Here is a 26,514-nt window from a genome sequence, read left to right as displayed (position 1 = left end):
GTTGGGAAAAGTCAGTACCGGTTTACAGGCAGAATCATCATTTCGGCAATTTGAACGTGCGCGGGCTGGTCCAGGGCGAAGACGATCGAACGGGCAATATCGGCAGGCTCGAGCGCCATCCTGAACTGGTCGAAATAGTCCTTTTCCTTCTGCCTGTCGCCGCGGTAGCGGGTCAGGATGATGTTGGTCCGGGTCAGGCCTGGCTGGAGCTCGGTGACCCGGATCGCGGTTTCCGCCAGCTCGCCCCGCAACGTCTCGGTGAACATGTGCACGCCCGCCTTGCTGGTGCTGTAGGCGGCCATATCCGGGACGATCCGGACCGCATTGATGGAGCTGATGTTGACGACATGGCCGGCGTTGCGCCTGCCCATGTCGGGCAGGATCGCGCGGGTGACGCGCATCAGGCCGATCAGATTGGTCTGGATGATGTTGGACCAATCGTCGGCGGAGCCGGCATCGAACCGCGTCCGCCCGCCGATATCGTGCCCGGCGTTATTGATGAGGACGTCGACCGGCTTGAACTGCGCGGGAATGGCGTCCGGCAGGCGATCCACGGCCTGCCCATCGCTAATGTCGAGCTGGATCGGAAACACCGCGTTGCCCGCCGTGGATGCGAGTTCCTGAAGCGCCTTGGCGTCGCGATCGACCAGCACGACGCGGCGGCCGCTTTCCAGCAAGGCCTTGGTGATGGCGCGTCCCATGCCGCCGGCGGCACCCGTCAGCACGACGCTCTGGCCCGATTGTTCAGTCATCGCAACACTCCCAATGCTTTCATGCGACCGACCAGCCGCCGTCGATCGGCAGGCTGGCGCCGGTGATGTCGTTTGCCGCGGACCCACAGAGAAAGACGACCATGGCGGCGACCGCATTCATTTCGATGAAACGCTGCGTCGGCTGGCGCTCGCCGAGATATTCCTTGGTCACGTCGTCGACCGGACGGCCGCTGTTCGACGCGATCGTCGCGATCTTGTTCAGGATCGCAGGCGTCGGCAGCGTGCCGGGGCAGAGCATGTTGCAGGTGATGCCGCTCCGCGCGGTCTCGATCGCCACCGCGCGGGTCATGCCCGAAATCGCAGTCTTGGTGGTGACGTAGTCGATGCGGTCCTCGACCGCGCGGCTCGAATAGATCGAGCCCATGCTGATGATCCGGCCCCAGCCGCGCTGCTTCATGGCCGGCAGCGCCAGGCGGATCAGATGGAACGGCGCCGACAGATTGACCGCCAGCGCCTGCTCCCAGCGATCGGGCGGAAATTGCTCGATGGCGGAGAAATGCCTGACCACGGCGTTGTTGACGAGGATGTCGATGGCGCCACAGCGGTCGAGCAGATCGGCCATCATGCCCTCGATCGCCTCGCGCCGGGACAGATCGACGCCGGCGGCGATGACTTCGACACCGAAGCGGGCGCGGAGATCTTCCGCGGCCTGTTTCGGCGCGACGAGATCATGAAGGACGATATTGGCGCCCGCGCCGGCAACGCCTTCCGCGACGGCGAGGCCAAGGCCCGCCGTCGCACCGGTCAGGAGTGCCCATTTGCCCTTCATCGTCGTCACGCTCCGTTATTTCTTGTCGAGCTCGGCGAAGACTTCCTTCGCGTTCCGGAACGCATCCACGCCGGCCGGAACGCCGCAATAGATCGCGACCTGCATGAAGACCTCGCGGATTTCCTCCTTGGTGGCGCCGTTGGCGAGCGCGCCGCGGACATGGGTCTTCAGCTCGTGCGGACGGTTGAGCGCGCAGAGCATCGCCAGATTGAGGAAGCTGCGGGTCTTGCGCGTCAGGCCGTCGCGGCCCCAGACGTAGCCCCAGCAATACTCCGTGGTGAGGTCCTGCATCGGACGGTTGAACTCGTCCGCGGATGCGATCGCCTTGTCGACGAACTCGTTGCCGAGCACGCTCTTGCGGATTTCGAGCCCGCGGTCGTAGGTCGCCTTGTCCATGTTGTTCTCCGTTTCTCCTTCGGACCTTGTCTAGGTCAGTTCTCAGTTCAGGTTTTGGGCCAGAACGGCTGCGCCAGCGCGAGCTGGGGTGGGAACACCGTCACCGGCACGCCGGACTGCCACTGCACGATGGTCACGCCGGCGCCGACGCGGCGGCCCTTCTCGTCGAACTTGATCTCGCCCAGCGGATAGTATTTCGAGGGGCCGGCATCCATGGTGCGCAGCGCCTCGCCGACGGCGACGCGGTCGGCCTTGCCGGCCTTCTCGAGCGCGTCCTTGATCACCCACATGTCGCCATAGGTGGAGATCGCGTTCTGCGTCATCCACGGCTCCTTGTAGCGGGTCTTCAATTCGGCGATCAGGGCCTCGTGGCCCTTGGCGCCCCAGCTTGCGACGCAGGTCAACACGCCCTGGAGCAGTTCGGGGCTCACGGTCTGCAGCATGTCGGGCTCGGCGATCGCGATGCCGAACGAGATGGTCGGAATCTTGCCCTGGCCGAGGCCGAACTCGTTCATCTTCTCGAGCAGCAGCTTCGCGTCCGAGATCACCGTCGGCAGGAAGAACAGCAGATCGGGTTTCGCCGAACGGATTTTCTGCACCAGCGACGTCGCATCGGCCAGCGGCGGCGTGAACGTCTCGTCGACGATCAGCTGCAGCTGGTTCTCCGCCAGCAGGCCTTCGCGCATCGCCTTTGCGGAAGCGATCGAGGCCCCCGTGTTGTCGGTCAGGATCGCGACCGTCTTCGGCCGCCTGCCGGAGGCGGTCTCCGCCAACTTGATGATCTGCGGCAACGCCTGCCGTGCCTGCGAACCTGCGGTGGCCGCGGTCTGGAATACGTATTTGAAGCCGCGGTCGGTGATCAGGTCGGAATAGGAGAGGGTGAGGACGGGCAGGCTGGCGCGCTCGGTGACTTCTGTCACCGCGAGCGTGAATGAGGACAGGTATGCGCCGCTGGCCGCGACCAGATCGGTCTCCTGCGCGACCATGCGCTGAGCGGCGTTCTTGGCCTTTTCCGTGGTGTCGCCGGAATCGAGCACGACCAGCTTCAGCTTGGCGCCGCCGAGCGCCTTGATGCCGCCTTGCGAATTGATGTGGTCGACCGCCATCTCGGCGCCCTCACGCATCACCGTTCCCGGGCGGGCATAGAGGCCAGAGATCGGCACCAGCAGGCCGACCTTCACTTCCGCCGGTTGCTGCGCCCAGGCGGCACGGGACGCGATCAGCGTGCCGGAAGCGCCGGCCAGTAGAGTTCGCCTTGAGATCGTGATTATGCTCTTTGCAGTCATGACAATTCTCCTCCCTGAAAAATTGCGCGGCGCTTAGGATTTCTTCGGCCAGAACGGCTGCGCCTGCGCGAGTTCGGGCGGATAGACAGTGACAGGCACGCCCGATTGCCCTTGCACGATGACGACGCCGGCGCCGACGCGGCGGCCCTTCTCGTCGAATTTGAGCTGACCGCCCGGATAGTATTTCGACGGACCGGCATCCATGGTGCGGAAGGCCTGCGCGACCGAATTACGGTCGGCCTTGCCGGCCTTCTCCAGCGCTTCCTTCATCAGCCACATGTCGCCATAGGTCGAGATGACGTTCTGCGTCATCCAGGGCTCCTTGTACTTGGCCTTGAGTTCGGCGATCAGCGCCTCATGACCCTTCGAGCCCCAGTTGGCGACGATGGTCATGATGCCCTGCACGGTCTCCGGGCTCACGCTCTGGAGCATGTCGGGCTCGGCGATGGTGATGCTGAAGGACACCGTCGGGATCTTGCCCTGGCCGAGGCCGAACTCGCTGATCTTCTCCAGCCCGAGCTTGGCGTCCGACACTGCATTCGGCATGAACAGGAGCAAATCGGGCTTGGCCGAGCGGACCTTCTGGATCAGCGGCGTGGCATCCGACAGCGGCGGGGTCCAGACTTCCTCGACGACGAGTTGCAGGCCTTCCTGCGCGAGCAATTTCTCCTTCAGCGCCTTCGCGGTGGCGACGGACGTCGCGGTGTTGTCCATCAGCATCGCCACGGTCTTCGGTTTCTTGCCCGACGCGTTCTCGGCGAGCTTCATCAGCGTCGGCAGGCCGAGCTCGGACTGACGGCTCGCGGTCGCGGCGGTCTGGAAGATGTATTTGAAGCCGCGGTCGGTCAGCAGGTCCGAATAGGACAGTGTCAGCACCGGCAGTTCGGCGCGCTCGGTGACCTCGGTGACGGCGAGGGTGAAGGAGGAGAGATAAGAACCGGTGGCGGCGACGAGGTCGGGTTCCTGCGCCACCATGCGCTGCGCCGCGTTCTTGGCCTTCTCGGTGGTGTCGCCGCAGTCAATCACCACCAGCTTCAGCTTGGCGCCACCGAGCGCCTTGATGCCTCCTTGCGCGTTGATGTGCTCGATGCCCATCTCGGCGCCCATTTTCATCACCTGGCCGGGGCGGGTGTAGATGCCCGACAGCGGGACGATCAGTCCGACCTTGATCTCGCTAGGTGCCTGCGCACGTGCCACGCCGGCGAGGCCGACGGCGGCGGCGCCCGACAGCACGGTCCGGCGCGTCAGTCCTTTTGATATCCCGCCCTTGGATGTCTTGTTCATTTGTTGTCTCCCTGCTCTTTGTTCTTTGTTCGTCACATGCCGAGATAGGCTTTGCGCACGCGATCATCGGCGCGCAGCGTATCGTTGTTGCCTTCGAGCACGACGTGTCCGGCTTCGAGGACGTAGCCGTGGTCGGCGGACTCCAGGGCTTCCGCCACGCGCTGCTCGACCAGCAGCATGGTCAGCCCGGACTGACGCCGGATATCGATCAGCCGTTCGAAGATGAAGTCCGCGGTCGATGGCGCGAGCCCCATCGAGGGCTCGTCCAGCATCAGCAGCTTCGGCGAGGAGGCCAGGCCGCGGCCGATCGCGAGCATCTGCTGCTGGCCGCCGGACATTGTACCCGCGAATTGGTTGCGGCGTTCCTTCAGCACCGGCAGCCATTCGAAGATGCGCTCGATGTTGGCCTGCCAGTCGCGCCGGCCGCTTTCGGTCATCGCGCCCATTTCGAGGTTCTCCATCACCGTCAGCGACGGGAAGACCTGGCGGCCCTCGGGGACATGGGCGATGCCGAGATGGGCGCGCTGCGGAGGCGGCACCGCGAGGAGATCGATGCCGTCGAACGTAATTTCCCCGCCGCTCGGCTTCACGATGCCGGAGATCGTCTTGAATAGCGTCGTCTTGCCGGCGCCGTTGGGCCCGACGATCGCAACGAACTGGCCCGCGCCGACGTTGATCGACACATCGTTCAGGACGGGCTTGGCCGAATAGCCCGCGCTCAACCCCTCAATTCGCAGCATGGCCCACCCACTTCTTGCCGAGATAGGCCTCGATCACGCGGTTGTCGCGCGTCACCACTTCGGGCAGGCCCTCGGTGATGACGGCGCCGTGGTCGAGCACGAGGAATCTGTCGACCAAGCGGACCATCGCCTGCATGGTGTGCTCGATGATGGCGATGGTCATGCCGTCGCGTGCGAGCTGCTGGATCACGGCGACGACCTCGTCCGCCTCGCCGTGGCCAAGGCCCGCGAGCGTCTCGTCGAGCAGCAGGATGCGGGGCTGGCCGGCGATTGCGCGGGCGAGCTCCATCAGCCGCAGCTCCTTGGTCGAGAGTTCGCCGGCGACGCGGTTGGCTACCGCAGAGAGCCCGACGCGGGCGACCGCGTCGGCGGCAAGCTTGCGTGCCTCCGCGTCGGAGCGCGCGCGCACATAGGCGCCCACCACGACGTTGTCGAGGATCGACATGCGCAGGAATGGCCGCATCACCTGGAAGGTGCGGCCGATGCCGGCCTCGCAGATCACGTGCGGCCGTTGGCCGGACATGTTGCGGCCGTCGATCAGCACCTCGCCCTGGCTCGGCTTCAGGAAGCCGTTGAGGAGGTTGAACAGCGTGGTCTTGCCGGCGCCGTTGGGACCGATAATGCCGAGGATCTCGTTCTTTTGCAGCTTGAAGCTGACATCCTGAACGGCTTTGAGTCCGCCAAAGGAACGCGAGAGGTTGCGAACCTCGAGCACCACTTCGCCGGTGGCCGCACGCTGCCGCGCGGCGGGCTTCAGCGCCGTGACGTTGGCGACGGCCGTTTCCGGAGTGACGCTAGCCGTGGCCTTGGATGCATTTCGCTTGCGCAGGAGATCGCGCAGCTTCCAGAACAGGCCTTCCGGCGCGAGCAAGATGACACAGACGATCGCCAGGCCGAAGATGACGCCCTGAATGCCGGGGATGCGCGCACCGGCCTCTGCGTGCAGGATCTCGGCGAGTGGGATCAGGATCACGGAGCCGATGACCGGCCCCCACACCGTGCCGACGCCGCCGAACATCGCGACCGTGAGCGCCTGTGCCGACACCAGCATGCCGAATACCGATTGCGGGGTCACGACCAGCAGCACCTGTACATAGAATCCGCCGATGGCGGCGGCGATCGCGCCGCTCAGCGTGATCGCGCGCAGCTTCCAGGCCAGCGTGTTGATTCCGGCCGCTTCTGCCGCAGCCTCGTTCTGCTTGATCGCGAGCAGTGCCATGCCGAAGCGCGATCGCTCGATCACCTGCGTCAGCACGATGGTGGCAAGCATAATGGCGAGCCCCAGCAGCGTGTAGATGTGGGGATCGGAGAACTGCATATAGGCGATCGGCGCGTCGCGCTTGATCGGAAGCGTCACCTCCTGGAAGCCGAGCCACTCGAACACGTAGAGAATGGCGAGCGGGTAGGCGAGCATCGCGAGCGCAAAGTAGTGGCCCTGGAGGCGGAAGGTTGGAAATCCGATCAGTAGCCCGGCGATGCCGCCGAGCATGGCGGCGACCGGGATCAGCAGCCAGGGGGAGATATCGAAATAGATCTGCCCGAGCGCGGTCGCATAGGCGCCGATCCCAAAGAAGGCGGCGTGGCCGAACGAGATCAGCCCGGTGTAGCCGCTCAGCAGATTCCAGGACAGGCCGAACACCGCCCACACCGGCACCAGCGTCAGGATGAGCTGGTAATAGGAGTTGGTGACGCCGAGTGAGATCCCGGCGTAAGCGAGCGTGAAGAGCAGGGGGGGCAGCAGTGAACGCATCCGGAGCATGGTCACGTCCTCTCGACCATGCGCCCGAAGAAACCTTGCGGACGGAAGAAGATGATGAGGAGGAACACGGCGAAGATCGCGGCGTTCTGCAATTGCGTCGGCAGGATCAGCGTGGACATCTGCTGCACGAGGCCGATCGTCATGCCGCCCCAGAAGGCGCCGATGATGCTGCCCATGCCGCCGAGCACGACGCCGGCATACATGACGATGACGTATTCGAGGCCGACGAAGGGATGGAACGGATAGTTGGTCGCGAGCAGGCCGCCGGCGATCGCGGTGATGCCGCAGCCGAGCGCGAAGGCGATGCGGTGCGCGCGGTCGACGTCGATGCCCATATAGGTCGCAGCGGTCGGATTGTCGGCGGCGGCGCGGAGCGACTTGCCGATCCGGGTTCGCGTGATCAGCAGCGAAAGCAGAATCATGATCGCGAGCGAAACGATCGCGTCGATGCTGCGCGCCTTGTTGAGGAAGATGCTGATGTCGAAGAAGGGAACGAGCTCCCAGGCCGAGCTCGACAGCGGCGTGCGGATCGAGGCCAGCACCGATCCGAAAACGATGAGGCCGCCGTTCTGCAGGATCAGCGCGATGCCGAGCGTCAGGATGAGCTGGGCGTAATGGCCCTCGCCTTCCAGTGAGGCGGTGCGCGTGCCCGAGACGCGCGAGATCAGGGCGAGATGGACGAAATAGCCGAATACGGCGAGCACAGGCCCGGCCAGCAGGATCGCGACGAAGGGACCGACCGTATTGCCGAACAGCGCCTGGATGCCGGCGGCGGTGAAGAGATAGAAGGCGGCATACATGCCGAGCATCATGAAATCGCCATGGGCGAAGTTGATGACGCGCATGACGCCGAAGATCAGGCCGAGCCCGACGCACATCAGGCCGTAGACGGCGCCGATCAAAAGGCCCGCAGCGAGCGCTTGAAAGAAGCCTTCCATCAGCCCTGCCTCCGCGCGGCGCGAGCGCCGGCTTGCTGGCGATTGTGTGCCGTCGGCACTGCTAGGCTGGTCTCCCGGTCGACCATGTTTCCCCCGTATTGTCTGGCATTTCTTATGATGCCGATCGTAAAACTCGTTCCGGCGCATCCAGACGACACTGCGCGGCGATGTCGCCGGCATTGCCGAGCTGCTCGCAGCCGTCGATGAGGTGCTCGAGCCGGTGCGCGCGGTCCTCGCTGAGGGCGCGAATGGCGGCGGCGCGGAAGCGCGCGCGAATATCTGAAGGCGTTGCGGCGATGACGTCCGGCAAAGCGTGCCGGATCGTCCGGCCGCCGCGCAGATGCACGATCACCTCCGCGCCCTGCTTGCCGGGGAAGGCGGCGGTGAAGCCAGGATCTGCCTTGAGGTCGGTGACCGCGACCAGGCGGATGATGTCGGTATCATCGAGTTCGGAATAGTTCTCTTCCTCGATCTCGCCCCGCGCCAGCGTGGCAGCGACGCTGAAGGGAATGCTCATCTTGGCCTGGAGCGCATTGCGATAGGGGCCCATGGAGTCGCAGCCGGGATAGCGAACGGCGGCATCGGGTGCGCGAATGACGACGCGGTCGATCTCCTCAGTGCTGGCGAGCTCGTGCGAGACGCGGAGCGCTGCTTGGGCCGCGGTCTGCGCGAAATTGCAGGCCGGGACCGGCTTGTTGTAGACGGCCATGATCTCGCTCTCGCCATCCGGGAACAGAGCGATGCTGTCGGGCGCGGCCTGGCGTCGATAGGCGGCGAACAGGCCGGCTTCGCCCTCCAATATGGTTTCCGAGCCGAACGCGCCGGCTGCCGCAAGGCCGATCGCCTTGATCGCATTGCTGGCGGCAAAACCGGGATGAAAATACATGTCGGAGCCGCCGGCATGCGGCCACTCGTTCAGCCCGCTGGATGTATTGGCCGCGATCGCGATGGCGCTGGTTGCCTGGTCCTCGGACAGGCCGAGCGCAAAGCTTCCCGCGAGCGCCGCGCCCGGCGGCGCCACGAGGCCAGTTGGGCGATAGAGGCGCGCGAGGTCGGAGGTCAGGAGCGCGCGGCCGATCCGCGCGCCGGTCTCATAGCCGATGATGGCTGCTGAGAGCAGCCTGGCTCCGTGCAGCGGCGTCTGCTCCGACAGCGCGAGCAGCGTCGGCCAGATCACGACGCCGTGGTGCGCGATGCTGGCCGCATGCATGTCCTCGCGGACGAGGCCGTGCCCCATCACAGCATTCGCAAAGGCGGCGTCGGCCGCTGATGAGGTTTGTGCGGTCCCGATGATCGTTGTGTTGCCGCCGGCCTGCGCGATCGCAACCGCCTGACGGCTCCAGGGATGCTGGCCGGCCTCGAAGGCGCAGGACAAAAAGTCGAGCAGACAGAGTTTTGCTTTCGCGATGACTTCAGGTCCGAAATCTCCAAGATCAAGCGCAAGCACGCTGCGCGCCATCTGGCGCGCAAGCGAGACCTTGCCTGATCCGGTCGGGCCGATCGTCATCGCAATCGCTCTCCCTGAAGGCTTGCGTGATCAGCCGCGCATCTCGACGCCGGCCCACTCCTCGAGCACTTTGGCGATCGAGGTGAAGTCGGACGAGGCGCCATATTTGGCATTGGTGATCGCGAGCATCTGCCGCACCACCGCGCCGCAGACCATCGGCACGCCCATCGCCTCGGCCTCGTCGACGCAGAGACGGACGTCCTTGTAGGAGAGGCCGGTGGCGAAGCCGAAATCGAACGTGCCGGGCAGCACCGCGCGGGGGAATTTGTCTTCGGAGGCGCTGTTGCGGCCGCTGCTGGCGTTGATGATGTCGATCAGCACTTTTGCGTTGACGCCGCCCTTGACGCCCATCGCGACGGCTTCGGACGTGATGACGAGCGCTGCCGCCGCCATCAGATTGTTGGCGAGCTTGGCCGTCTGTGCCACGCCGGGCTTGTCGCCGGTGTAGAACAGCTTGCCGAAATTCTTCAGGATCGGCTGCACGATCTCGTAGGTCGCCTGCGGGCAGGACACCATCACGGCCAGCGTGCCGTTGACGGCGCCCTTGATGCCGCCGCTCACGGGCGCATCGACCAGCGTCATGCCCTTGGCCTTCAGGCCTTCCGCAACGATCTTCGCGGCGCCGGGACCCGAGGTCGAGAGATCGATGACGATCTTCGCGCGGCTACCGCTGCTGATGCCATCCTGTCCGAGCGTGACGGCCTTGACGATGTCGGGTGTCGGCAGGCTGACGAGCAGGATATCGGCGCGCGAGGCGACGTCGGCCGGCGATTTGCCGAGCTGTGCGCCGCGCTTGACCAGCGGCTGCGTTGCTTCAGTCTGCGTGTCATAGATCACGAGCGAATAGCCCGCGTCGATCAATCGCCCGGCCATGGGGCCGCCCATGCGGCCCGTGCCGATTACGCCGAGAATCTCTCCCGCCATCGTCTACTCCCTGTCGCGCGATCCCGTGACGGGCGCGCCTTCTTGATCTCTTTCTTCGACCGGTGTTGCCGGCCGCCGTCGTTGTGGCTGCGGGATCCCGCGCCAACGGGCCGGATTGTTATGATTGTCAGACAAGCTGTCAAGCATAACATTTGGGGTCGACAGTTTGCCGCGGATCGTCATAAGGTCCGGGAAAACGAGGAAGACGCCCCGCGTGCCGCAAGACCAGGTTCAACAAGACCCAATTCCAGGTGTGAGCAGGACTCTCGCTGACTTTGTCGCATCCTCGTCATGGGCGGACGTGGAGGCGCAGAGCCTCGAGGCGCGGCGATCGATCCTCAATTTCTTTGCGACCGCGCTCGGCTCCGCACGCGATCCGGTGGTTACGGCCGCAATGCGCACGCTGTCGCCGTTCAGCGGCGCCGCGACATCGACGATCATCGGCTATTCGCAGTCCATGGACGCGCTGTGCGCGTCGTTTCTCAATGCCGTCTCGGCGAATCTGCTCGACTTCGACGACACGCACCCTGAAACGATCATCCATCCGGCCGCGCCGGTCGCCGCGCCGATCTTGGCGCTGGCGGAGACGCGCAAGCTGACGGGGCGCGAGGTGCTGACCGCGTTCATCCTTGGCGTGGATGTGGAGTGCCGCATCGGCAATGCAGTCTCGCCGCGTCATTATGCCCGCGGCTGGCACATCACTTCGACCTGCGGCATTTTTGGCGCTGCGGCGGCGTGTGCGAAGCTGTTGGGGCTGCCCGCGGAAGGGATTGCGAACGCGATCGGACTTGCGGCGAGCCAGTCGGCCGGCAATGTCGAGAATCTGCCAAGCGCGGCCAAGAACGTGAGCGTGGGCAATGCGGCACGTAACGGGTTGTTCGCCGCGCTGCTCGCGCAGCAGGGCTATGAGGCCGCGCCCCGCGCCATCGAAGGTCCGCTCGGCTGGGCGCGCACCATGGGGGATGAGCCGGATCTCGCCCGCATGCTCGCCGGCCTCGGCAAGACCTGGGAGATCGCGAAGAACACCTACAAGCCCTATCCCGCCGGCATCGTGTTCCATTCGGTCATCGACGCCTGCCTGCTGTTGCGCGAGCGAATTGGCCGGCGCGTCGACCAGATCGAGTCGGTGACAGTGCAGGGCTCGGCACTGCTGCTCGCGCGCGGTGATCGCCCCGTGAACAACGAGCGCGATGCGCGCGTCAGCATCCATCATTGCGTAGTTTGCGGACTGCTGCTCGGCGCGGCCGGCGTTGTCGAGTTCGCGCAGGAGACCGTGGTCCGGCCCGAGATCGCGCGGCTGCGGCAGAAGGTGAGGGCGGAGCTTGATGCTCAGATGCCCGATGGCGCTGCGCGCGTCATCTTGCGCCTGTCGTCTGGTGAAATTCTCACAGAGACCGTGACTTGGCCGCGCGGCAGCCAGGCTGCGCCGCTTTCAGACCGCGAGATCGAAGAGAAGCTGCGTGAAGGCGTGAGGACCGGTCGAAGCGACTGGGATGCGGACCGCGTCATCGATGCGGTCTGGCGGCTCGATGCGGCGGACGACGTCGCCACGCTGCTGCAATCACTGCGACCACCATTGGCGTCGCTCCAGACAAGTTCCAACTAGAATCTCTCAAGACCGAAAAGGGACGATCATGAGCAAGACCGAACTGTTCGAAAAGGGCCTCAAAGTTCGTAAAGAGGTGCTCGGCGAGGACTACGTCAACAAGTCGATCGCGGGGGCCGACGAGTTCACGCGCACCATGGCCGAGTGGTCGACCGAGTTCTGCTGGGGTGCGCTGTGGACGCGGCCGGGCGTCGACCGCCGCACGCGCTCGATCGTCAATCTGGCGATGCTGGGCGCGCTGAACCGTCCGCACGAACTGAAGCTGCACGTCAAGGGTGCCCTGAAGAACGGGCTGACCAAGGAGGAGATCAAGGAGATCCTGCTCCAGGTCGCGGTCTATTGCGGCGTGCCCGCCGGCATCGACGCCTTCCGTAACGCGCGCGAGGCCTTCAACGAGGTCGACGCGGGGTCCTGAGACCGCTTGATGGAAGCTCTTATGGCTGACCCGGAATACGAGCTCTTCGCCATCCGCTATGCAACGCGGGATGCGCAGCGGAGCGAGCACTTCATCGGCGGCGACCCGCATGACGGGCCGATGCCGATGGACTATTTCATGTGGCTGGCGAGGGGAGGCGACCGCACCTTCGTCATCGACACCGGGTTCAACGCCGAAATCGCAAGGCAGCGCAGGCGAACATTCCTGCGCTGCCCGGTGGAGACGCTTGCCGCGTTCGATGTCGACGTGGCCGACGTCAAGGATGTGATCCTCACGCATCTGCACTATGATCACGCCGGCAATTTCGACCGGTTTCCGAATGCGCGGTTTCATCTCCAGGAACGCGAGCTCGCCTACGCCACCGGGCGCTACATGCAGTATCCGAGGCTGTCGCATTCCTTCGAGGTCGAGGACGTCTGCGGGATCGTGCGGCTGAACTATGCGCGCCGGGTGCTGTTCTACGACGGCGACGCCGAGATCGCGCCCGGACTGACGGTCCACGCAGCCGGCGGGCATTCAGCCGGTCTTCAGTTCGTCCGCATCAACACGCGCCGCGGCCCGGTCGTGCTCGCCTCCGACGTCAGTCATTTCTACGAGAACATGGCGAGCGAGCGTCCTTTCACGACAGCATTTCATGTCGGTGACATGCTGGTGGGCTTCGACAAGCTGCGAGCCGCCGCACCGGATGCTGACCACATCGTTCCCGGCCATGATCCGCTCGTCATGAAGCTCTATCCGGCGCCAGGCCCGGATCTGAAGGGCGTGGCGGTTCGCCTCGACGTGGCGCCGTCCAGGGCCGCGCATCCCCGGGAGGTTGGGCAGGGCACAGCGTAAACCTAGGCTAGAAAAAATCGATTTTCGATTTTTTGTTGACCCGCGGCCGCCGCCTTGCAATCATCCGAGCATGGGTCCGCTTCAGTTCCAGTTGTCCGGAAGCCCCGGGGATGGTCCGCGCAGCCTGACGTCGGCGCTGCACGAACGTCTGCGCGCCGACATCCTGGCGACGCGGCTGGCTCCGGGCCAGAAGCTGCATATCGCGGGGCTGGCCAAGCAGTTTTCCGTGAGCCTCGCCGCCGTGCGCGAGGCGCTGTCGCGACTTGTCGCTGACGGGCTCGTGCAGGCGTCGGACCAGCGCGGCTTTCGCGTGAGCCCGGTGTCGCTCGCCGATCTCGCCGACGTGACGCAGACCCGGATCGACATCGAGGGGCTTGCGCTCCGTCGCTCGATCGAGCGGGGCGATGAGGCCTGGCTCGCATCGGTGAAATCCGCCTGGGCGGATTTGAAGGCCGTTCCCCATCGCTATCCCGACGATCCGACCGTGCACTACGAGGAGTGGGTGGTCCGTCACCGCATCTTCCATCGTGCGCTGGTCAACGCGTGCGGCTCGCCATGGCTGCTCGGCTTCCGCGACGTGCTGCACGAGCAGAGCGAGCGATATCGCCGCCTCTCGATCCGCCGGGAGGCCGGAGGCAAGCCGCGCAACGTCGAAGCCGAACACAAGGCGATCGTCGCCGCCGTGATCAGGCGCGATGCGGATGCGGCAGTTCGCGCCTTGTCAAAGCACTTCGGCACCACCAAAGAATTCGTCGAGCTCGCCGCTTCCCGCATTGCGGAGGTGAGCCGTACGACCTGACGATCCGGAAAAATCCGGCACACAAAAAACAGAGACCGGGAGGAAGCTAATAATGAAGATCAATCGCGCGCTGATGTCGCTGATCGCCGCCACAATTCTGGCGGGCCCTGCGAGCGCCGCCGACACCATCCGCGTCGGCCTGCCCACGAAAACCTATTGGCCGACGACGATCGCCGAGACGGCAGTGCGGCAGAAACTGTTCGAGAAGGAAGGCATCCAGGCCGAGTTGACGATCTACCGCAGCGGCGCCGAGACGTTCGAAGGCATGGCCGCGGGCGCGGCCGACATCATTCTCGATCCGCCGTCGCTGGTCTCCGCCGGACGCAAGAAGGGCGTGATGTCACGGATCGTCGCCAATGCCGCGATGGGCAATTTCGGCTGGCAATTGATGGTCCCGACCAAGTCGACACTCGACCTCAAGGACCTCAACGGCAAGAAGGTGGCGATCACCGCGGCCGGCTCCGGCTCCGACTTGCTCGCGCTGTGGACCATCCAGGACAAGAAGATCGATTTTACGCGCGTTCCCGTCGGCGGCGGTGGCTTGGTGCCGAACCTGCTGGCCGGCAATGTCGAGGCGGCCGTGGTCTATTCGCCGCTGAGTTTCCAGATCTCGAAGTCCGGCGAGGCCAAGACCATCCTCGATTACGCGACTGCGGTTCCGCCGAACCTCACTGCGGGCTGGATCGTGCTCGACAAATTCGCCGAGGCCAAGCCCCAGATGGTGCAGAAGGCGGTGAACGCCCTCTACGGCGCGGTCGCGTTCATGCGCGCCAACCGCGACGTCACCGTCAAGCTGATCGCCGAGCTCTATGAAATGCCGCCGGAGATCGCGGGCCTGGAATACGACAACACCATCATGAAGCTCGAGACCAGCGGCGACATGGGCGCGGCCAACGTCAATGCGGCCGTGCAGCTGTCGCTCGATCTCGCCAAGCTCGGTGGGCTCAAGGACATCGTGCCGGTCGAGGACGTCATCTCGGCCAAGTTCAAGCCCGTCCCGACCAAGCCGTAACGATGCAAAGCACGTTCGTCATCAACCTTGCGCGGATCGCGATCATCATCGCGGTCCTCGCGCTGTGGGAGGTGCTGTCGCGCACCGGCATCGTCAATCCGCGACTGCTGCCGTCGGCCTCCGATACCTTTGTGACGCTCGGCGATCTCCTGCAGCGCGCGGCGGTGCAGAAAGATCTGATGGTGACCGCGACCGAGGTGCTGGCCGCGTTCGCGCTGGCCGTGCCGTTCGGTGCGGTGATCGGTTTCCTGGTCGCGGAGAACCGCTACTTCGCGGACGTCGCCAAGCCGCTTTTGTTCTTCGCCTTCAGCATCCCGAAGTCGATCTTCCTGCCGATGTTCATCCTGGTGTTCGGCGTCGGCTTTGCCCAGAAGGTGGGCTTCGGCTTCTTCTCGACGATCTTCATCGTGATCATGTCGACTACGACGGCGGTGGAATCGGTCAAGGTCGAGCATCTCACAGTGGCGCGCTCTTATGGCGCAACGCCATGGCAGACGGCGTTCCGGGTTTATCTGCCGAGCATGCTGCCGGTGTTGCTCGAGGCGTTGCGGATCTCCATGATCTTCAACCTCACCGGCGTGATTTTGGCCGAGATGTACGCCTCGCGCGACGGCATCGGCCACCAGATCGCGACCTGGGGCGAGAATTTCCAGATGAAGCAGCTCCTCGCCGGCGTCGTGATGGTCGCCGCGATCGCCATGACCTTCAACGAGCTTGTCAGATGGGTGGAAACGCGATGCAGCCATTGGCGAATGTGACCCCGTTGAAGCCCGCCGCGCGGGCCGGCGCGATCGAGGTGAAGAACGTCGGCCAGGTCTTCAAGACGAGGTCGCAGGACGTCGTCGCGCTGGAGGACGTCTCGCTCGAGGTCAAGCCCGGCCGCTTCGTCGTGCTGGTCGGCCCGAGCGGCTGCGGCAAGTCGACCCTTTTGATGATGATGGCGGGTCTGCGCCAGCAAACGTCCGGCACGATCACCATCAGCGGCGCGCCGATCCCGCAGCCCGACCCCGACAGGGTCGGCGTGGTGTTCCAGGAGGCGAGCTTGTTTCCGTGGCTGACGGCCGAGGACAATGTCGAGTTTCCGCTGGCGCTGCGCGGCGTGCCCAGGGCCGAGCGCCGCGCCAAGGCGCAGGACGCGCTCAAGCTGGTCGGCCTCGACGGCTTCGGCGGACGCCATCCGCACGAACTCTCCGGCGGCATGAAGCAGCGCGTCTCGATCGCGCGCGGGCTGGTGCAGGACCCGCCGGTGCTGTTGATGGACGAGCCGTTCGCAGCGCTCGACGAGCAGACGCGCATGACCATGGGTGACGAGCTGCTGCGGATCTGGGCTGCGACCGGCAAGACGGTCGTTTTCGTCACGCACAGCCTCACCGAAGCCGTCTATCTCGCTGACGAGGTGATCGTGATGTCGGCGCGGCCCGGACGCATCGTCGATCATCTCCAGGTCCAGCTGCCGCGGCCCCGCACCTACGAGATGCTGAGCGGAGACGCCTTTGGTGCGTTGCGCGACCGCATCTGGCGGCACATCCGCAAATCGGCGTGAGGCGGGCATGAGCGCCAGAATAAGTGCGAAAACGCTGCGATATCTGATCGTGATCGGCCTGATTGCGCTGTGGGAGCTGCTGCCGCGCACCGGTCTCATTCCCGAGCTGTTCCTGCCGTCCTTGTCGTCGACGCTGATCGCCGGATGGACCGATGCCGCGGAATACGGGCATGCGCTCGCGGTGACGCTCTACGAGGTCGTGGTCTCCATGGCATTCGCCTGCGGTGGCGGCATTCTGCTCGGCGCCATTGTCGGCAGCCTGCCACGTCCGCGCGTCCTGATCATGCCGATGGTGTCGAGCCTGTATGCGGTGCCGCTCGTGATCCTCTATCCTGTCTTCACGGTGTGGCTCGGCATCGGCTCGGAGTCCAAGATCGCGTTCGCCTCGATCTATGGCTTCCTGCCGACGATGCTCGCCACCGCCGCCGGCATCCAGACCATCGACCCGCAGCTCCTGCTCGCCGCGCGCAGCATGGGCGCGACGCTCAGCCAGCGGCTGGTTCGCGTCATCATCCCGGCGGCGATCCCGACGGTGCTGTCGGGCTTGCGCGTCGGCGGCGCGCTGGTCATCGTCGGCGTCGTGGTCTCGGAGATGCTGATCTCATCGGCCGGCATCGGCTATCTGATCTCGCGCTATCGGACGATCCTCGACAGCCCGCACGTGTTCGCGGGCGTGCTGCTGGTGCTGTTCCTTGCCATCGCCTTCAACGCCGCGATCCGCTGGATCGAGCGCAAGGCGGCGATCTGGCAGACCGGCACGCGGGCCGGTCAAGCCAATGATGAGATCACGTCGGGCGCGATGCAGCCGGCGACCTGAGGTACTGGCGTGTACGATTTGACCCTGACATTCGACAACGGCCCCGATCCGGAGGTGACGCCACGTGTGCTCGACATTCTCGCCGAGCGCGGCATCAAGACCACCTTCTTCGTCATCGGCGAGAAGCTCGGTGACCCCGAGCGGCGCAGCCTTGCGGTGCGTGCGCACGGGGAGGGGCACTGGATCGGAAATCACACCTTTACGCACAGCATTCCGCTCGGTGAGCAGAAGGACAGCAAGACGGCAGAGAACGAGATCGGCCGCACGCAGTCTGCGATCTCCGATCTCGCGCATCCCCAGCGCTGGTTCCGGCCGTTCGGTGGCGGCGGAAATCTGGATGCGCGGCTGTTGAAACCCTCCGTCGTGGACTATCTCGCCCGCAACAAGCACAGCTGCGTGCTCTGGAATGCGATCCCGCGCGATTGGGACGACCCTGATGGCTGGACCGACCGCGCGCTCGAGCAGTGCAGCCAGCAGCCCTGGACGCTGATGGTGCTGCACGATCTTCCGACCGGCGCCATGGACCATCTCGAGCGGTTCCTCGACGCTGCCGAGGCGGCCGGCGTCCGCTTTCGCCAGGACTTTCCGCCGCAATGTGTTCCGATCCGCAGCGGCGAGATTGCGCTTCCGATCAACGACTATGTGTCCTCCATCGAAGAGAGTGTTTGACTGATGAAAGTTGCAAGCTTCACGATCGCCGGCACCGCGAGCTATGGCATCGTCACCGACAGGGGCGTCATCGATGCCGGCAAGCGCCTGAAGGCATATCCGACGCTGAAGGCGCTGCTTGCGAAGGGAACGCTTGACGAGCTCAAGAAACTTGCCGGCGAGAAGCCCGATTACGCGCTGCAGGATGTCGCGCTGCAGCCGACGGTACCCGATCCCGACAAGATCTTCTGCATCGGCGTCAACTATGCCACGCATCTGGCCGAGAGCGGGCATCCGACGCCGGCGCATCCGATGATCTTCACCCGCTTCGCCAACAGCCAGGTCGGCCATGGCCAGCCGATGATCCGGCCGCTGGAATCCGAGCGGTTCGACTATGAGGGCGAGATGGCCGTCATCATCGGCAAGGCCGGTCGCCGCATCTCGCGCGATGCCGCGCTCAGCCATGTCGCCGGCTATGCCTGCTACAACGACGGCAGCATCCGCGACTGGCAGCGCCACACCTCGCAATTCGCGCCGGGTAAGAACTTTGCCGGCACCGGCGGCTTCGGGCCCTGGATGGTGACCACCGACGAGCTGACCGATGTGACCAAGCAGACGCTGATCACCCGGCTCAACGGTGTCGAGGTGCAGAAGGCCCCGATCTCCGACCTCGTTTTCGACGTGCAGGCCTTGATTGCTTACTGCTCGACGTTCACCGAGCTTGCGCCCGGCGATGTCATCGTGACAGGCACGACCGGCGGTGTCGGTGCCTATCGCACGCCGCCGCTGTGGATGAAGGGCGGCGACTTCGTGGAGATCGAGATCTCCGGCATCGGCATCCTGCGCAACCCCGTCACGGACGAGGGATCGGCCACGGCGACGCGCGCGGCGTGAGAGCCGCGCTCTATAACAATAAGAAGGAGAATCCCATGCCCATGCCAACGCATCTCCTGCCGACCACGGTGGTCGGCAGCTACCCGCAGCCGGAATGGCTGGTGAACCGCGCGATGCTGTCGAAGGTGGTGCCGCGCACGCGCCTGCACGACATGTGGCGCTTGCCGGCGGAGCATCTGGAGGAGGCGCAGGACGATGCGACCATCGTCGCGATCCGCGACATGGAGCGCGCCGGCATCGACATCGTGACCGATGGCGAAATCCGCCGCGAGAGCTACTCCAACCGCTTCGCCACCGCACTCGACGGCATCGACGGCGACAATCCCGCGATGATCGTGGCGCGCACCGGCAACACCCAGACTCCGGTGCCGCGCGTCGTGGGTCCCGTGAAGCGCAAGGGACCGGTCGAGCTGCACGACATGCAGTTCCTGCGTGAGAATACCGACCGTGCCGCCAAGATCACGTTGCCGGGCCCGTTCACCATGAGCCAGCAGGCCAAGAACGAGTTTTACAAGGATGAGGAGGAGCTTGCGATGGCGCTGGCCGAGGCCGTCAATGCCGAGGCGCTCGATCTGCAAAAGGCCGGCGCGGATGTGATCCAGCTCGACGAGCCCTGGGTGCGCAACAATCCGGATCTCGCCAAACGCTATGCCGTCAAGGCGATCAACCGCGCATTGCAGGGCATCACGGTGCCGACCGTCGTGCATCTCTGCTTCGGTTATGCGGCGGTCGTGCCGGGCACGAACAAGCCGGCCGGCTATTCCTTCCTCGCCGAGCTCGACGACACCATTGCCGACCAGATCTCGATAGAGGCCGCGCAGCCGAAGCTCGACCTCGGCGTGCTCAAGGACCTGTCGTCGAAGAAGATCATGCTCGGCGTGCTTGACCTCGCAGATCCCGCGATCGAGAGCGTCGACACCGTGGCCGCCCGTATCCGCAACGGTTTGAAATACGTGTCGCCGGACCGCCTGGTCCCGGCGCCCGATTGCGGCATGAAGTACATGCCGCGCGCAACGGCGTTCGGAAAGCTGAAGGCGATGTGCGACGCGGCAGCCATGGTCCGGCGGGAGATCGGCTGAACAAAGCTGGGCCGGCGAGGATCGTTCGTTCGCCGGCCATCGTCTGGCTGTGGCCAGCCAGGTCGAAATCTGGGATCGTCGGCTCAAAGACCAGTTTCACAACGTTGAACATTCGTCCTCGTTGGCGAGGGGCGACATCGCCGTGGAGGTGACAGCCGCCGTTCAGGCCGAGAGGAATTTGGTGAGAAGCTCCGTTGTGTCGGTGGGGTTTTCCTCGGGAAAGAAGTGACCGCCCTTGACGGCCCGACCTTGTACGTTGTCGGCCCACTTCTTCCAAATTCCCAATGCGCCGCCATTCTGCTCGTAGAATGTATCGAGCGGCCCGCCGGAAGCCCAGAGGTGCAGCATAGGGCACTTGATGCGCCGGCCTTCCTTCTGGTCCGCCTTGTCATGCTCGATATCCACGGTTGCGGCCGCGCGGTACTCTTCGCAGATCGCATGCACCCGAGCCGGATCGCGGTAGGTTTCGATGTATTCCGCTTTCACTTCGGGGCCGAATGAGCCCTGGCCGAAGGGATTGTCGAATACCGCGTCCGGCGCGCCGATCAGGTATTTTTCGGGAAGCGGTGCTTTCTGCGAGAGTAGGCTCCATGGCCAGTAGGTCATGGCGAACTTTGCGTCGGCGTGGCCCCAGGCTTCCGAGATGGGCAGCACGTCAAACACTGCGAGACGCTGCACCTTCTCCGGGTGATCGAGCGCAAGGCGGTAGGAAACGCGACCGCCGCGATCGTGTCCAACCAGATCGAATTTGGAAAAGCCGAGCTTATCCATCACGGCGACAAGCTCATTCGCCATCGCCCGCTTTGAATAGGGATAGTGATCCTCCGCGGAAGCGGGAACGCCGCTGCGGCCATATCCACGAAGATCGACGCAGATGACCGTGCGATCGCCGGCGAGATGCGGCGCCACATGACGCCACATCAGGCTGGTTCGAGGAAATCCATGCACCATGAGCAGTGGGGATCCGCTCCCGTAGCGCCTGATGAAAATGGTGTTGTCATCGATCTTGATCTCCTTTGTCTCGAACTGATCGGAAGCGTTCGAAGCGGGGTCGTTTGGGGATTGGCCGGCCGCGCGTCGCGGTAGAAGCGCCAGTGATAGAGCGGCGCTCGATGCAGCGGTCATCACCTGGACGAAGGTGCGGCGCTCGATCTTTGTCTTTTCTGTCATCCCTGAGGTCCTTCGAGGTTCGCGCGGCGCTCCTGGCAAACGCCCCCTCAATGACGACGCGGGGAGACATGTTAGCACCTGCGTGGAAGAACGCTTTCGCAGGATTAGCGTCTCTGAACCGTTCGTGCTGATGATTTCGGTCATCCGGCTGGCGCGAAGGGCAGAGGCGGGGGCAGTCGGGAAGTGATCGCTGGAATGATCCTCCGCCTGTAACCAATTTGGTCGCGTCGCCGAATAGCGGGAGGTCAGGGTAGGCGGAGATGCGTCAACGCAAGCCGCCAGAGCAATGGAGGATCCATGTCCGACGAAATCAACCACGATCGCCGGCGTTTCGTCGGTGCTGCGGCAACGACAGTTGCGGCGGCACAATTCGGCGTGATTGCGCCAGCGGTTGCAAATGTCCGAGCGAGCAAGAAGGTCGCCCGCGACGTCAGCAGAAGATCGGAAGCGGCGGGGATGGACGCCACCGTCGTTCTCGTCCACGGCGCCTGGGCCGACGGTTCAAGTTGGGCGCACGTCATTACGCTGCTGCAGTCCGAGGGACTGAAGACGATGGCGGCGCCGATTCCGCTCACATCGCTTTCAGATGATGTTGCGGCGCTTGAACGAGCGCTGGAGCGGACAGACGGGCCGGTTGTCCTCGTCGCGCATGCCTATGCCGGTGCCGTGATTGGTGCGGTTACGCAGGAGAGAGTGCGGTCGCTGGTCTTCATTTCGGCTCTCTCTCCTGACGAAGGCGAAACAGTCGCGCAAATATTCTATCGCGACAAGCCGTCGCCGGAGGCGCCGAAACTCACTCCCGACAGTCATGGTTTGCTCTGGATGCCGAACGACCGGTTTGGCGCGGCCTGGTGCCAGCATGCCCGACCCGAGCAGGCTGCGCTCCTGGCTGCGATCCAGCGACCCATTGCCGTCGCGGCAATCCAGGAAAAGGCTCCGAAAGCCGAATGGAAGGCAAAGCCGTCGTGGTACCTTGTCGCCGAAGAGGATCGAATGATCAATCCGGCGACACAGCTATTCCTGGCACGACGGATGGGTGCGCAGGTTCGCTCCGAGAAAGTCGATCATGCATCGCCGATCACCGCGCCGAAGCTGGTCGCCGGAATGATACGCGAGGCCGTCACCCCCGCACGTCCGGACGCCGCGCAGCAACACGGCTGAACGGTCGCTATCAGTGTGAGCTGATTGAAAGTGCCATTGGCTTCTTTCCAATAGGCTTCGCGACCTCGGCTTGTGCAAACAACTGGACGGAGCCACGCTAACTGTTAATTAGTGTGGCCCAGGTTCGAGCGCTGGTCCCGCCCACGACTCTCAAAGCATCTCAGACCCAGCCGCCATCGACGATGTAGTGCTGAGCGGTGCAGGCGGAGGCCTCGTCGGAGGCGAGGAAGACGGTGAATTTCGCGACCTCGTCCGGCACCAGCCGGCGCTTCAGGCACTGTCGCTGCTGCAGTTCGATCTCGCCCGCCGGTGTCATCCATTTTTCGAGCTGGCGCTCGGTCATGATCCAGCCCGGCGCTATCGCGTTCACGCGGATATTGTAGGGACCGTAATCGCGCGCCAGAGAGCGCGTGAGACCGACCACGCCTGATTTGCTGGCGGTGTACGCGGCCATGCCGCCTTGTCCGGCGATCCACGACACCGAGCCGAAATTGATGATGGCGCCGGCGTTTGCCGCCTTCATGTCCGGCAGCACGGCTTGCGACGCGAAGAACTGGTGCTTCAGGTTCACCGCGATGCGGTCGTCCCAATACTCCGGCGTCATCTCCTCGGTCTTGTGCCGTTCGTCATGCGCGGCATTGTTGATGAGGATGTTGATTGGCCCGTGCGCGCTGCGCGCCTCCGCAACGCCGGCGCGTAGCGCGGCGATATCGGTCACGTCGACGCGCATGAAATGCGCGGTGAGACCTTGATCCGACAGCTCGCGTGCCAGGCGTTGGCCCTCGTCCGCCTTGATGTCGAAGAACACGACATTGGATTTCTGCTGCGCAAAGCGCCGCACGATCGCAGCGCCAATTCCTGCTGCGCCACCGGTGACGAGAACGACCTTGGCGGCGAGGTCGGAATAAATGGCGGTCATGGGTACCTCTCGGCTTGCGTAACGGCGGAGCGATGCTCGGCCCAATGTTCCCGCAGACCTTAGCCATTCCCCGCGTGAGGTGCATAGATCAGAATTTTAGTTGCGTACCTCAAAAATCGAAGGCAGGATTGCATCCAAAGAATAAGAGCCGGTTGGGAGGAATGTGATGAGACTGCTCGGGAAGCTGGGACTCGCCGCCGCCGCATGCCTGCTTTGGGCCAACTCCGCCGCGGCCGACACGACGGTCAAGTGGCTGCACATCGAGGCCAATCCGGCCCAGGTGAAGATCTGGGAGGAGGTTGCGCGCGCCTATGAGGCATCGCATCCCGGCATCAAGGTCGAGATGCAGTTCCTCGAGAACGAGGCCTACAAGGCCAAGCTGCCGACCATCCTGCAATCCAAGGACCGGCCCAACATCATCTACAGCTGGGCCGGCGGCGTCCTGAAGACGCAGATCGAGGCTGGCGTCCTCGACGACATCACCGATCAGGTGAAGGGCTACAGCGACAGCCTGACGCCGGCGGCGCTCGCGGCCTTCACGGCCAACGGCCGCGTTTACGGTCTTCCGACCGCGCTGTCGCAGGTCGGTTTCCTCTGCAACAAGGAGCTGATGGCGAAAGCCAAGGTCGATCCTGCCGCCATCAAGAGCTGGGACGATCTGCTTGCCGCGGTGAAGACGTTGAAGGCAGCGGGCGTGACGCCGATCGTGGTCGGTGGCGCCGACAAATGGCCGCTGCACTTCTATTGGACGCATCTTGCGGTGCGCGTCGGCGGCAAGCCGGCCTTCGACGCTGCATTGCGCGGCGAGAATGGCGGCTTCGCCGGCGAGACCTTCCAGAAGTCCGGCGAGCTGTTCAAGCAGCTGGTCGATCTGCAGCCGTTCCAGAACGGCTTCCTCGGCTTCAAGAATCCGCAGGCGGTCGGCTATTTCGGCGATGGCAAGGCGGCGATGACGCTCGCCATCAGCACGGTCTATCATTTGCAGCGTGCGCTTGCCGCCGACAAGGTCGGATTGAGTGAAGAGAAGATCTGCTGGTTCGACTTCCCGGTCGTGGCGGGCGGCAGGGGCGCGCCAACCGATACGCTCGGCGGCATCACCGGCTGGCTGATCACGAAGGGCTCGCCGAAGGAGGCCGTCGATTTCCTGAAATACTTCGTCTCCAGGGACGTGCAGACGCGGCTTGCTGCGGGCAACTTCATCATCCCGGTGGTGCAGGGCGCGGATGCCGGTCTCAACAACGCCTTCATGAAGCTGATCGCGTCCAATCTGGCGAAGTCGAACTACCACCAGAATTTCTATGACCAGAGCCTCGGCCCCTCGGTTGGCCGCGTCGTCAACGACGTCACCGCGGAGATCGCCGGCGGCAGCATGAGCCCGCAAGACGCGGCCAAGGCGATCGAGGCGGCGTGGAAGCAGGGTAACTGACGGTGGCACGCCGGGCCGCGAGCGTGTCGGCGATGGACGTTGCCGGTGAGCTCCCGCAGGTCGCCGAGCGCGGCCCGAGCTGGGACGGCAGGCTGACGGTCCTGATCCTGTTCCTGCCGCCGGCGCTGCTGTTGTTCACGCTGTTCGTGGTGCTGCCGATCGGCGAGGCGGCCTGGTACTCGGCCTTCAACTGGAACGGGTTCGGCAGGCCGACCAACTGGATCGGCTTCGACAATTACCGTTTCGTGCTGGAGACACGCGCCTTCTGGCTCGCGCTGCGCAACAACGGGCTGATCATCGCTGTTTCGCTCGCCATCCAGCTGCCGCTTGCGCTCACGCTGGCCTTGATGCTCGCCGAACGCTTTCGCGGGGCGGTGGCGCTGCGCATGCTGTTCTTCATGCCTTATATCCTGGCCGAGATCGCGACCGGGCTGATCTTCAGCTTCGTCTACGACGGCGATTACGGCCTTGTCGCCTCGATCTGGCGTACCTTCGGCGCCGAGCCCCCGCATCTGCTGGCCTCGACCGACACGGCAATGCTGGCCGTGCTGATCGTCGTCGTCTGGAAGTACTTCGGTTTCCACATGATGCTGTTCATCGCGGCGCTCCAGGGCCTCGACAAGAGCCTGATCGAAGCCGCGCGCATCGACGGCGCGACGCGTTCGCAAGCCCTGCGACACGTGGTCATCCCCTTGCTCTATCCGACGATTCGGCTCTCTGTGTTCTTCGCCATCGTCGGCTCGCTGCAGCTGTTCGACCTCGTCATGCCGCTGACGCGCGGGGGGCCTGCGGACTCCTCGAACACGCTGGTGAGCTTCCTCTACAACAACGGCATCTCCCGCATGCGGGTCGGATATGGCAGCGCCATCGGTGTCATTCTGTTCACGATCTGCGTGACCTTTGCCTTCACGTACAAGCGATGGTTCATGCGTGATGAGTAGCACCGAGACCAATCGTACGCCGTTCGATCCTGCCGTGCTGTTCAAGGCGGTGTTCCTCGCCGTCGTTGCCGTTTTCGTGCTGGTGCCGCTGCTCGCGACCTTGCTCGGTGGCTTTAAATCGCTCGGCGAACTGCGCGTCAATCCGTTCGGCCTGCCACGTCACTGGGAGTGGCAGAACTATGCCGACATCCTGTTCTCCGCGCGTTACTGGCAGCTCTTGCGCAACTCGCTGATCATCTCGACACTCACGGTGACCCTGACCCTGATCGTCGCCTCGATGGCGGCGTTCACCTTCGCCCATGTCAGGTTCTACGGCTCATCGATGCTGCTGAGCTACCTGACGCTCGGCCTGCTGTTTCCGGCCGCGACCGCGGTGCTGCCGCTCTTCATCAAGGTGCGCGATCTCGGGCTGCTCGACACCTATTTTGGCGTGGCACTGCCGCAGGTGGCCTTCAGCCTCGCGATGAGCGTGCTGCTGCTACGCCGTTTCTTCAAGGACATCCCCTATGAACTGCTCGAGGCCGCGCTGGTCGACGGCTGCAGCTACATCAAATTCTTCCGCTATGTGACGCTGCCGTTGTCGCGACCGATCCTGGCGACCGTCGGGACAATCACCTTCGTCAACAGCTGGAACGCCTATCTGTTGCCGCTGGTGATGCTCAACACCGATGCGCTCTATCCCTGGCCGCTCGGCATCATGGTTTATCAGGGCGAGTATTCGTCCGAGTGGCACCTGATCCTGGCCTTCATCACGCTGACGATCCTGCCCACCATCATTCTCTTTCTTCTGGCGCAGAAGCACATCGTCGCCGGCCTCACCGCAGGCGCGGTCAAGGGATGAACGATACCTCAC

The 26,514-nt window shown here is 64.2% G+C and carries 27 protein-coding genes; 15 read left to right on the top strand and 12 right to left on the bottom strand.

Annotated features, from left to right (window positions below; translation table 11 throughout):
• Window positions 1–11 precede the first annotated feature (11 nt).
• The 10 genes from OWC48_RS02745 to OWC48_RS02700 form a co-directional block, all read right to left on the bottom strand.
• Window positions 12–752 carry an SDR family oxidoreductase gene (locus tag OWC48_RS02745; RefSeq protein WP_282518546.1) on the bottom strand — a complete coding sequence of 247 codons (741 nt, stop codon included), beginning with the start codon at window positions 750–752 and terminating at the stop codon, window positions 12–14.
• 19 nt (window positions 753–771) lie between these two features.
• Entirely contained in the window at window positions 772–1,542 is a 771-nt protein-coding gene (locus OWC48_RS02740; protein WP_282518957.1) for an SDR family oxidoreductase, read from the bottom strand.
• Window positions 1,543–1,557: 15 nt separating this feature from the next.
• Complete coding sequence (locus OWC48_RS02735) at window positions 1,558–1,938, bottom strand: carboxymuconolactone decarboxylase family protein (protein WP_014496467.1); 381 nt, start codon at window positions 1,936–1,938, stop codon at window positions 1,558–1,560.
• 47 nt (window positions 1,939–1,985) lie between these two features.
• Window positions 1,986–3,224, bottom strand: a complete 1,239-nt coding sequence (locus OWC48_RS02730) for an ABC transporter substrate-binding protein (RefSeq protein WP_282518545.1) — start codon at window positions 3,222–3,224, stop codon at window positions 1,986–1,988.
• Between the two features lie 33 nt (window positions 3,225–3,257).
• Window positions 3,258–4,508 (bottom strand): ABC transporter substrate-binding protein, encoded by a 1,251-nt coding sequence (locus OWC48_RS02725; RefSeq protein WP_282518544.1) that lies wholly within the window; start codon window positions 4,506–4,508, stop codon window positions 3,258–3,260.
• A 32-nt stretch (window positions 4,509–4,540) separates the two neighbouring features.
• Entirely contained in the window at window positions 4,541–5,248 is a 708-nt protein-coding gene (locus tag OWC48_RS02720; protein ID WP_282518543.1) for an ABC transporter ATP-binding protein, read from the bottom strand.
• Window positions 5,235–7,007, bottom strand: coding sequence for a branched-chain amino acid ABC transporter ATP-binding protein/permease (locus OWC48_RS02715; protein ID WP_282518542.1), 1,773 nt, complete (start codon window positions 7,005–7,007; stop codon window positions 5,235–5,237). The genes OWC48_RS02720 and OWC48_RS02715 overlap by 14 nt, the downstream gene beginning before the upstream one ends.
• Window positions 7,008–7,009: 2 nt before the next feature.
• Window positions 7,010–7,945 (bottom strand): branched-chain amino acid ABC transporter permease, encoded by a 936-nt coding sequence (locus OWC48_RS02710; RefSeq protein ID WP_282518541.1) that lies wholly within the window; start codon window positions 7,943–7,945, stop codon window positions 7,010–7,012.
• A 112-nt stretch (window positions 7,946–8,057) separates the two neighbouring features.
• Entirely contained in the window at window positions 8,058–9,452 is a 1,395-nt protein-coding gene (locus tag OWC48_RS02705; RefSeq protein WP_282518540.1) for an MmgE/PrpD family protein, read from the bottom strand.
• A gap of 30 nt (window positions 9,453–9,482) precedes the next feature.
• The gene (locus OWC48_RS02700) at window positions 9,483–10,376 is read right to left on the bottom strand and encodes an NAD(P)-dependent oxidoreductase (protein WP_282518539.1); all 894 of its coding nucleotides are present in this window, start codon (window positions 10,374–10,376) and stop codon (window positions 9,483–9,485) included.
• Window positions 10,377–10,590: 214 nt separating this feature from the next.
• On the opposite strand from OWC48_RS02700, the gene OWC48_RS02695 reads away from it, so the two are divergent.
• The 11 genes from OWC48_RS02695 (at window position 10,591) to OWC48_RS02645 (ending at window position 20,044) form a co-directional block, all read left to right on the top strand.
• Window positions 10,591–11,982 carry an MmgE/PrpD family protein gene (locus tag OWC48_RS02695; RefSeq protein WP_282518538.1) on the top strand — a complete coding sequence of 464 codons (1,392 nt, stop codon included), beginning with the start codon at window positions 10,591–10,593 and terminating at the stop codon, window positions 11,980–11,982.
• 28 nt (window positions 11,983–12,010) lie between these two features.
• Window positions 12,011–12,397 carry a carboxymuconolactone decarboxylase family protein gene (locus OWC48_RS02690; protein ID WP_027575101.1) on the top strand — a complete coding sequence of 129 codons (387 nt, stop codon included), beginning with the start codon at window positions 12,011–12,013 and terminating at the stop codon, window positions 12,395–12,397.
• A 21-nt stretch (window positions 12,398–12,418) separates the two neighbouring features.
• Entirely contained in the window at window positions 12,419–13,252 is an 834-nt protein-coding gene (locus OWC48_RS02685; RefSeq protein WP_282518537.1) for an N-acyl homoserine lactonase family protein, read from the top strand.
• Window positions 13,253–13,322: 70 nt separating this feature from the next.
• On the top strand, window positions 13,323–14,051 hold the full coding sequence (locus OWC48_RS02680; RefSeq protein WP_282518536.1) for a GntR family transcriptional regulator: 729 nt from the start codon (window positions 13,323–13,325) through the stop codon (window positions 14,049–14,051).
• 52 nt (window positions 14,052–14,103) lie between these two features.
• On the top strand, window positions 14,104–15,063 hold the full coding sequence (locus OWC48_RS02675) for an ABC transporter substrate-binding protein (RefSeq protein WP_282518535.1): 960 nt from the start codon (window positions 14,104–14,106) through the stop codon (window positions 15,061–15,063).
• Window positions 15,064–15,065: 2 nt separating this feature from the next.
• A complete protein-coding gene (locus OWC48_RS02670) occupies window positions 15,066–15,821 on the top strand; it encodes an ABC transporter permease (RefSeq protein ID WP_282518534.1) in 756 nt (251 codons plus the stop codon).
• A complete protein-coding gene (locus OWC48_RS02665; RefSeq protein WP_282518533.1) occupies window positions 15,800–16,606 on the top strand; it encodes an ABC transporter ATP-binding protein in 807 nt (268 codons plus the stop codon). Before OWC48_RS02670 ends, OWC48_RS02665 begins: the two co-directional genes overlap by 22 nt.
• Window positions 16,607–16,613: 7 nt before the next feature.
• Window positions 16,614–17,423 (top strand): ABC transporter permease, encoded by an 810-nt coding sequence (locus OWC48_RS02660; protein ID WP_282518532.1) that lies wholly within the window; start codon window positions 16,614–16,616, stop codon window positions 17,421–17,423.
• 9 nt (window positions 17,424–17,432) lie between these two features.
• Window positions 17,433–18,092, top strand: coding sequence for a polysaccharide deacetylase family protein (locus tag OWC48_RS02655; protein ID WP_282518531.1), 660 nt, complete (start codon window positions 17,433–17,435; stop codon window positions 18,090–18,092).
• A gap of 3 nt (window positions 18,093–18,095) precedes the next feature.
• Window positions 18,096–18,965, top strand: coding sequence for a fumarylacetoacetate hydrolase family protein (locus tag OWC48_RS02650; protein WP_282518530.1), 870 nt, complete (start codon window positions 18,096–18,098; stop codon window positions 18,963–18,965).
• A gap of 35 nt (window positions 18,966–19,000) precedes the next feature.
• Window positions 19,001–20,044 carry a uroporphyrinogen decarboxylase family protein gene (locus tag OWC48_RS02645; RefSeq protein WP_282518529.1) on the top strand — a complete coding sequence of 348 codons (1,044 nt, stop codon included), beginning with the start codon at window positions 19,001–19,003 and terminating at the stop codon, window positions 20,042–20,044.
• A gap of 162 nt (window positions 20,045–20,206) precedes the next feature.
• Here the strand turns inward: OWC48_RS02645 and OWC48_RS02640 are convergent, their stop codons facing one another.
• Window positions 20,207–21,214, bottom strand: a complete 1,008-nt coding sequence (locus tag OWC48_RS02640; protein WP_282518956.1) for an alpha/beta fold hydrolase — start codon at window positions 21,212–21,214, stop codon at window positions 20,207–20,209.
• 456 nt (window positions 21,215–21,670) lie between these two features.
• Between OWC48_RS02640 and OWC48_RS02635 the strand changes: the two genes are divergently transcribed.
• The gene (locus OWC48_RS02635) at window positions 21,671–22,375 is read left to right on the top strand and encodes an alpha/beta fold hydrolase (protein WP_282518955.1); all 705 of its coding nucleotides are present in this window, start codon (window positions 21,671–21,673) and stop codon (window positions 22,373–22,375) included.
• Window positions 22,376–22,535: 160 nt separating this feature from the next.
• Here the strand turns inward: OWC48_RS02635 and OWC48_RS02630 are convergent, their stop codons facing one another.
• Complete coding sequence (locus OWC48_RS02630; RefSeq protein ID WP_282518528.1) at window positions 22,536–23,294, bottom strand: SDR family NAD(P)-dependent oxidoreductase; 759 nt, start codon at window positions 23,292–23,294, stop codon at window positions 22,536–22,538.
• Between the two features lie 166 nt (window positions 23,295–23,460).
• On the opposite strand from OWC48_RS02630, the gene OWC48_RS02625 reads away from it, so the two are divergent.
• Genes OWC48_RS02625 through OWC48_RS02615 form a run of 3 tightly spaced genes read left to right on the top strand, consistent with a single transcriptional unit; the run spans window position 23,461 to window position 26,502 of the window.
• Entirely contained in the window at window positions 23,461–24,720 is a 1,260-nt protein-coding gene (locus OWC48_RS02625) for an extracellular solute-binding protein (RefSeq protein WP_282518527.1), read from the top strand.
• 2 nt (window positions 24,721–24,722) lie between these two features.
• Window positions 24,723–25,661, top strand: coding sequence for a carbohydrate ABC transporter permease (locus OWC48_RS02620; RefSeq protein ID WP_071915383.1), 939 nt, complete (start codon window positions 24,723–24,725; stop codon window positions 25,659–25,661).
• Entirely contained in the window at window positions 25,654–26,502 is an 849-nt protein-coding gene (locus OWC48_RS02615) for a carbohydrate ABC transporter permease (protein WP_085403202.1), read from the top strand. Before OWC48_RS02620 ends, OWC48_RS02615 begins: the two co-directional genes overlap by 8 nt.
• Window positions 26,503–26,514 lie beyond the last annotated feature (12 nt).

The organism is Bradyrhizobium sp. Arg816, from assembly GCF_029989365.1.
Classification (GTDB): Bacteria; Pseudomonadota; Alphaproteobacteria; order Rhizobiales; family Xanthobacteraceae; genus Bradyrhizobium.
The sequence above is the reverse complement of the archived record's forward strand: the minus strand, read 5'-3'. Positions and strand labels throughout refer to the sequence as shown.

Excerpts from the sequence above, each read along its gene's own strand:
- OWC48_RS02615 (WP_085403202.1), top strand. The coding sequence starts at position 25,654 with ATGAGTAGCACCGAGACCAATCGTACGCCGTTCGATCCTGCCGTGCTG.
- OWC48_RS02645 (WP_282518529.1), top strand. The coding sequence starts at position 19,001 with ATGCCCATGCCAACGCATCTCCTGCCGACCACGGTGGTCGGCAGCTAC.
- OWC48_RS02710 (WP_282518541.1), bottom strand. The coding sequence starts at position 7,945 with ATGGAAGGCTTCTTTCAAGCGCTCGCTGCGGGCCTTTTGATCGGCGCC.
- OWC48_RS02730 (WP_282518545.1), bottom strand. The coding sequence starts at position 3,224 with ATGACTGCAAAGAGCATAATCACGATCTCAAGGCGAACTCTACTGGCC.
- OWC48_RS02630 (WP_282518528.1), bottom strand. The coding sequence starts at position 23,294 with ATGACCGCCATTTATTCCGACCTCGCCGCCAAGGTCGTTCTCGTCACC.
- OWC48_RS02715 (WP_282518542.1), bottom strand. The coding sequence starts at position 7,007 with ATGCTCCGGATGCGTTCACTGCTGCCCCCCCTGCTCTTCACGCTCGCT.
- OWC48_RS02720 (WP_282518543.1), bottom strand. The coding sequence starts at position 5,248 with ATGCTGCGAATTGAGGGGTTGAGCGCGGGCTATTCGGCCAAGCCCGTC.
- OWC48_RS02735 (WP_014496467.1), bottom strand. The coding sequence starts at position 1,938 with ATGGACAAGGCGACCTACGACCGCGGGCTCGAAATCCGCAAGAGCGTG.
- OWC48_RS02690 (WP_027575101.1), top strand. The coding sequence starts at position 12,011 with ATGAGCAAGACCGAACTGTTCGAAAAGGGCCTCAAAGTTCGTAAAGAG.
- OWC48_RS02685 (WP_282518537.1), top strand. The coding sequence starts at position 12,419 with ATGGCTGACCCGGAATACGAGCTCTTCGCCATCCGCTATGCAACGCGG.
- OWC48_RS02670 (WP_282518534.1), top strand. The coding sequence starts at position 15,066 with ATGCAAAGCACGTTCGTCATCAACCTTGCGCGGATCGCGATCATCATC.
- OWC48_RS02625 (WP_282518527.1), top strand. The coding sequence starts at position 23,461 with ATGAGACTGCTCGGGAAGCTGGGACTCGCCGCCGCCGCATGCCTGCTT.
- OWC48_RS02675 (WP_282518535.1), top strand. The coding sequence starts at position 14,104 with ATGAAGATCAATCGCGCGCTGATGTCGCTGATCGCCGCCACAATTCTG.
- OWC48_RS02650 (WP_282518530.1), top strand. The coding sequence starts at position 18,096 with ATGAAAGTTGCAAGCTTCACGATCGCCGGCACCGCGAGCTATGGCATC.
- OWC48_RS02680 (WP_282518536.1), top strand. The coding sequence starts at position 13,323 with ATGGGTCCGCTTCAGTTCCAGTTGTCCGGAAGCCCCGGGGATGGTCCG.
- OWC48_RS02665 (WP_282518533.1), top strand. The coding sequence starts at position 15,800 with ATGCAGCCATTGGCGAATGTGACCCCGTTGAAGCCCGCCGCGCGGGCC.
- OWC48_RS02725 (WP_282518544.1), bottom strand. The coding sequence starts at position 4,508 with ATGAACAAGACATCCAAGGGCGGGATATCAAAAGGACTGACGCGCCGG.
- OWC48_RS02700 (WP_282518539.1), bottom strand. The coding sequence starts at position 10,376 with ATGGCGGGAGAGATTCTCGGCGTAATCGGCACGGGCCGCATGGGCGGC.
- OWC48_RS02635 (WP_282518955.1), top strand. The coding sequence starts at position 21,671 with ATGGACGCCACCGTCGTTCTCGTCCACGGCGCCTGGGCCGACGGTTCA.
- OWC48_RS02660 (WP_282518532.1), top strand. The coding sequence starts at position 16,614 with ATGAGCGCCAGAATAAGTGCGAAAACGCTGCGATATCTGATCGTGATC.
- OWC48_RS02705 (WP_282518540.1), bottom strand. The coding sequence starts at position 9,452 with ATGACGATCGGCCCGACCGGATCAGGCAAGGTCTCGCTTGCGCGCCAG.
- OWC48_RS02740 (WP_282518957.1), bottom strand. The coding sequence starts at position 1,542 with ATGAAGGGCAAATGGGCACTCCTGACCGGTGCGACGGCGGGCCTTGGC.
- OWC48_RS02745 (WP_282518546.1), bottom strand. The coding sequence starts at position 752 with ATGACTGAACAATCGGGCCAGAGCGTCGTGCTGACGGGTGCCGCCGGC.
- OWC48_RS02640 (WP_282518956.1), bottom strand. The coding sequence starts at position 21,214 with ATGACAGAAAAGACAAAGATCGAGCGCCGCACCTTCGTCCAGGTGATG.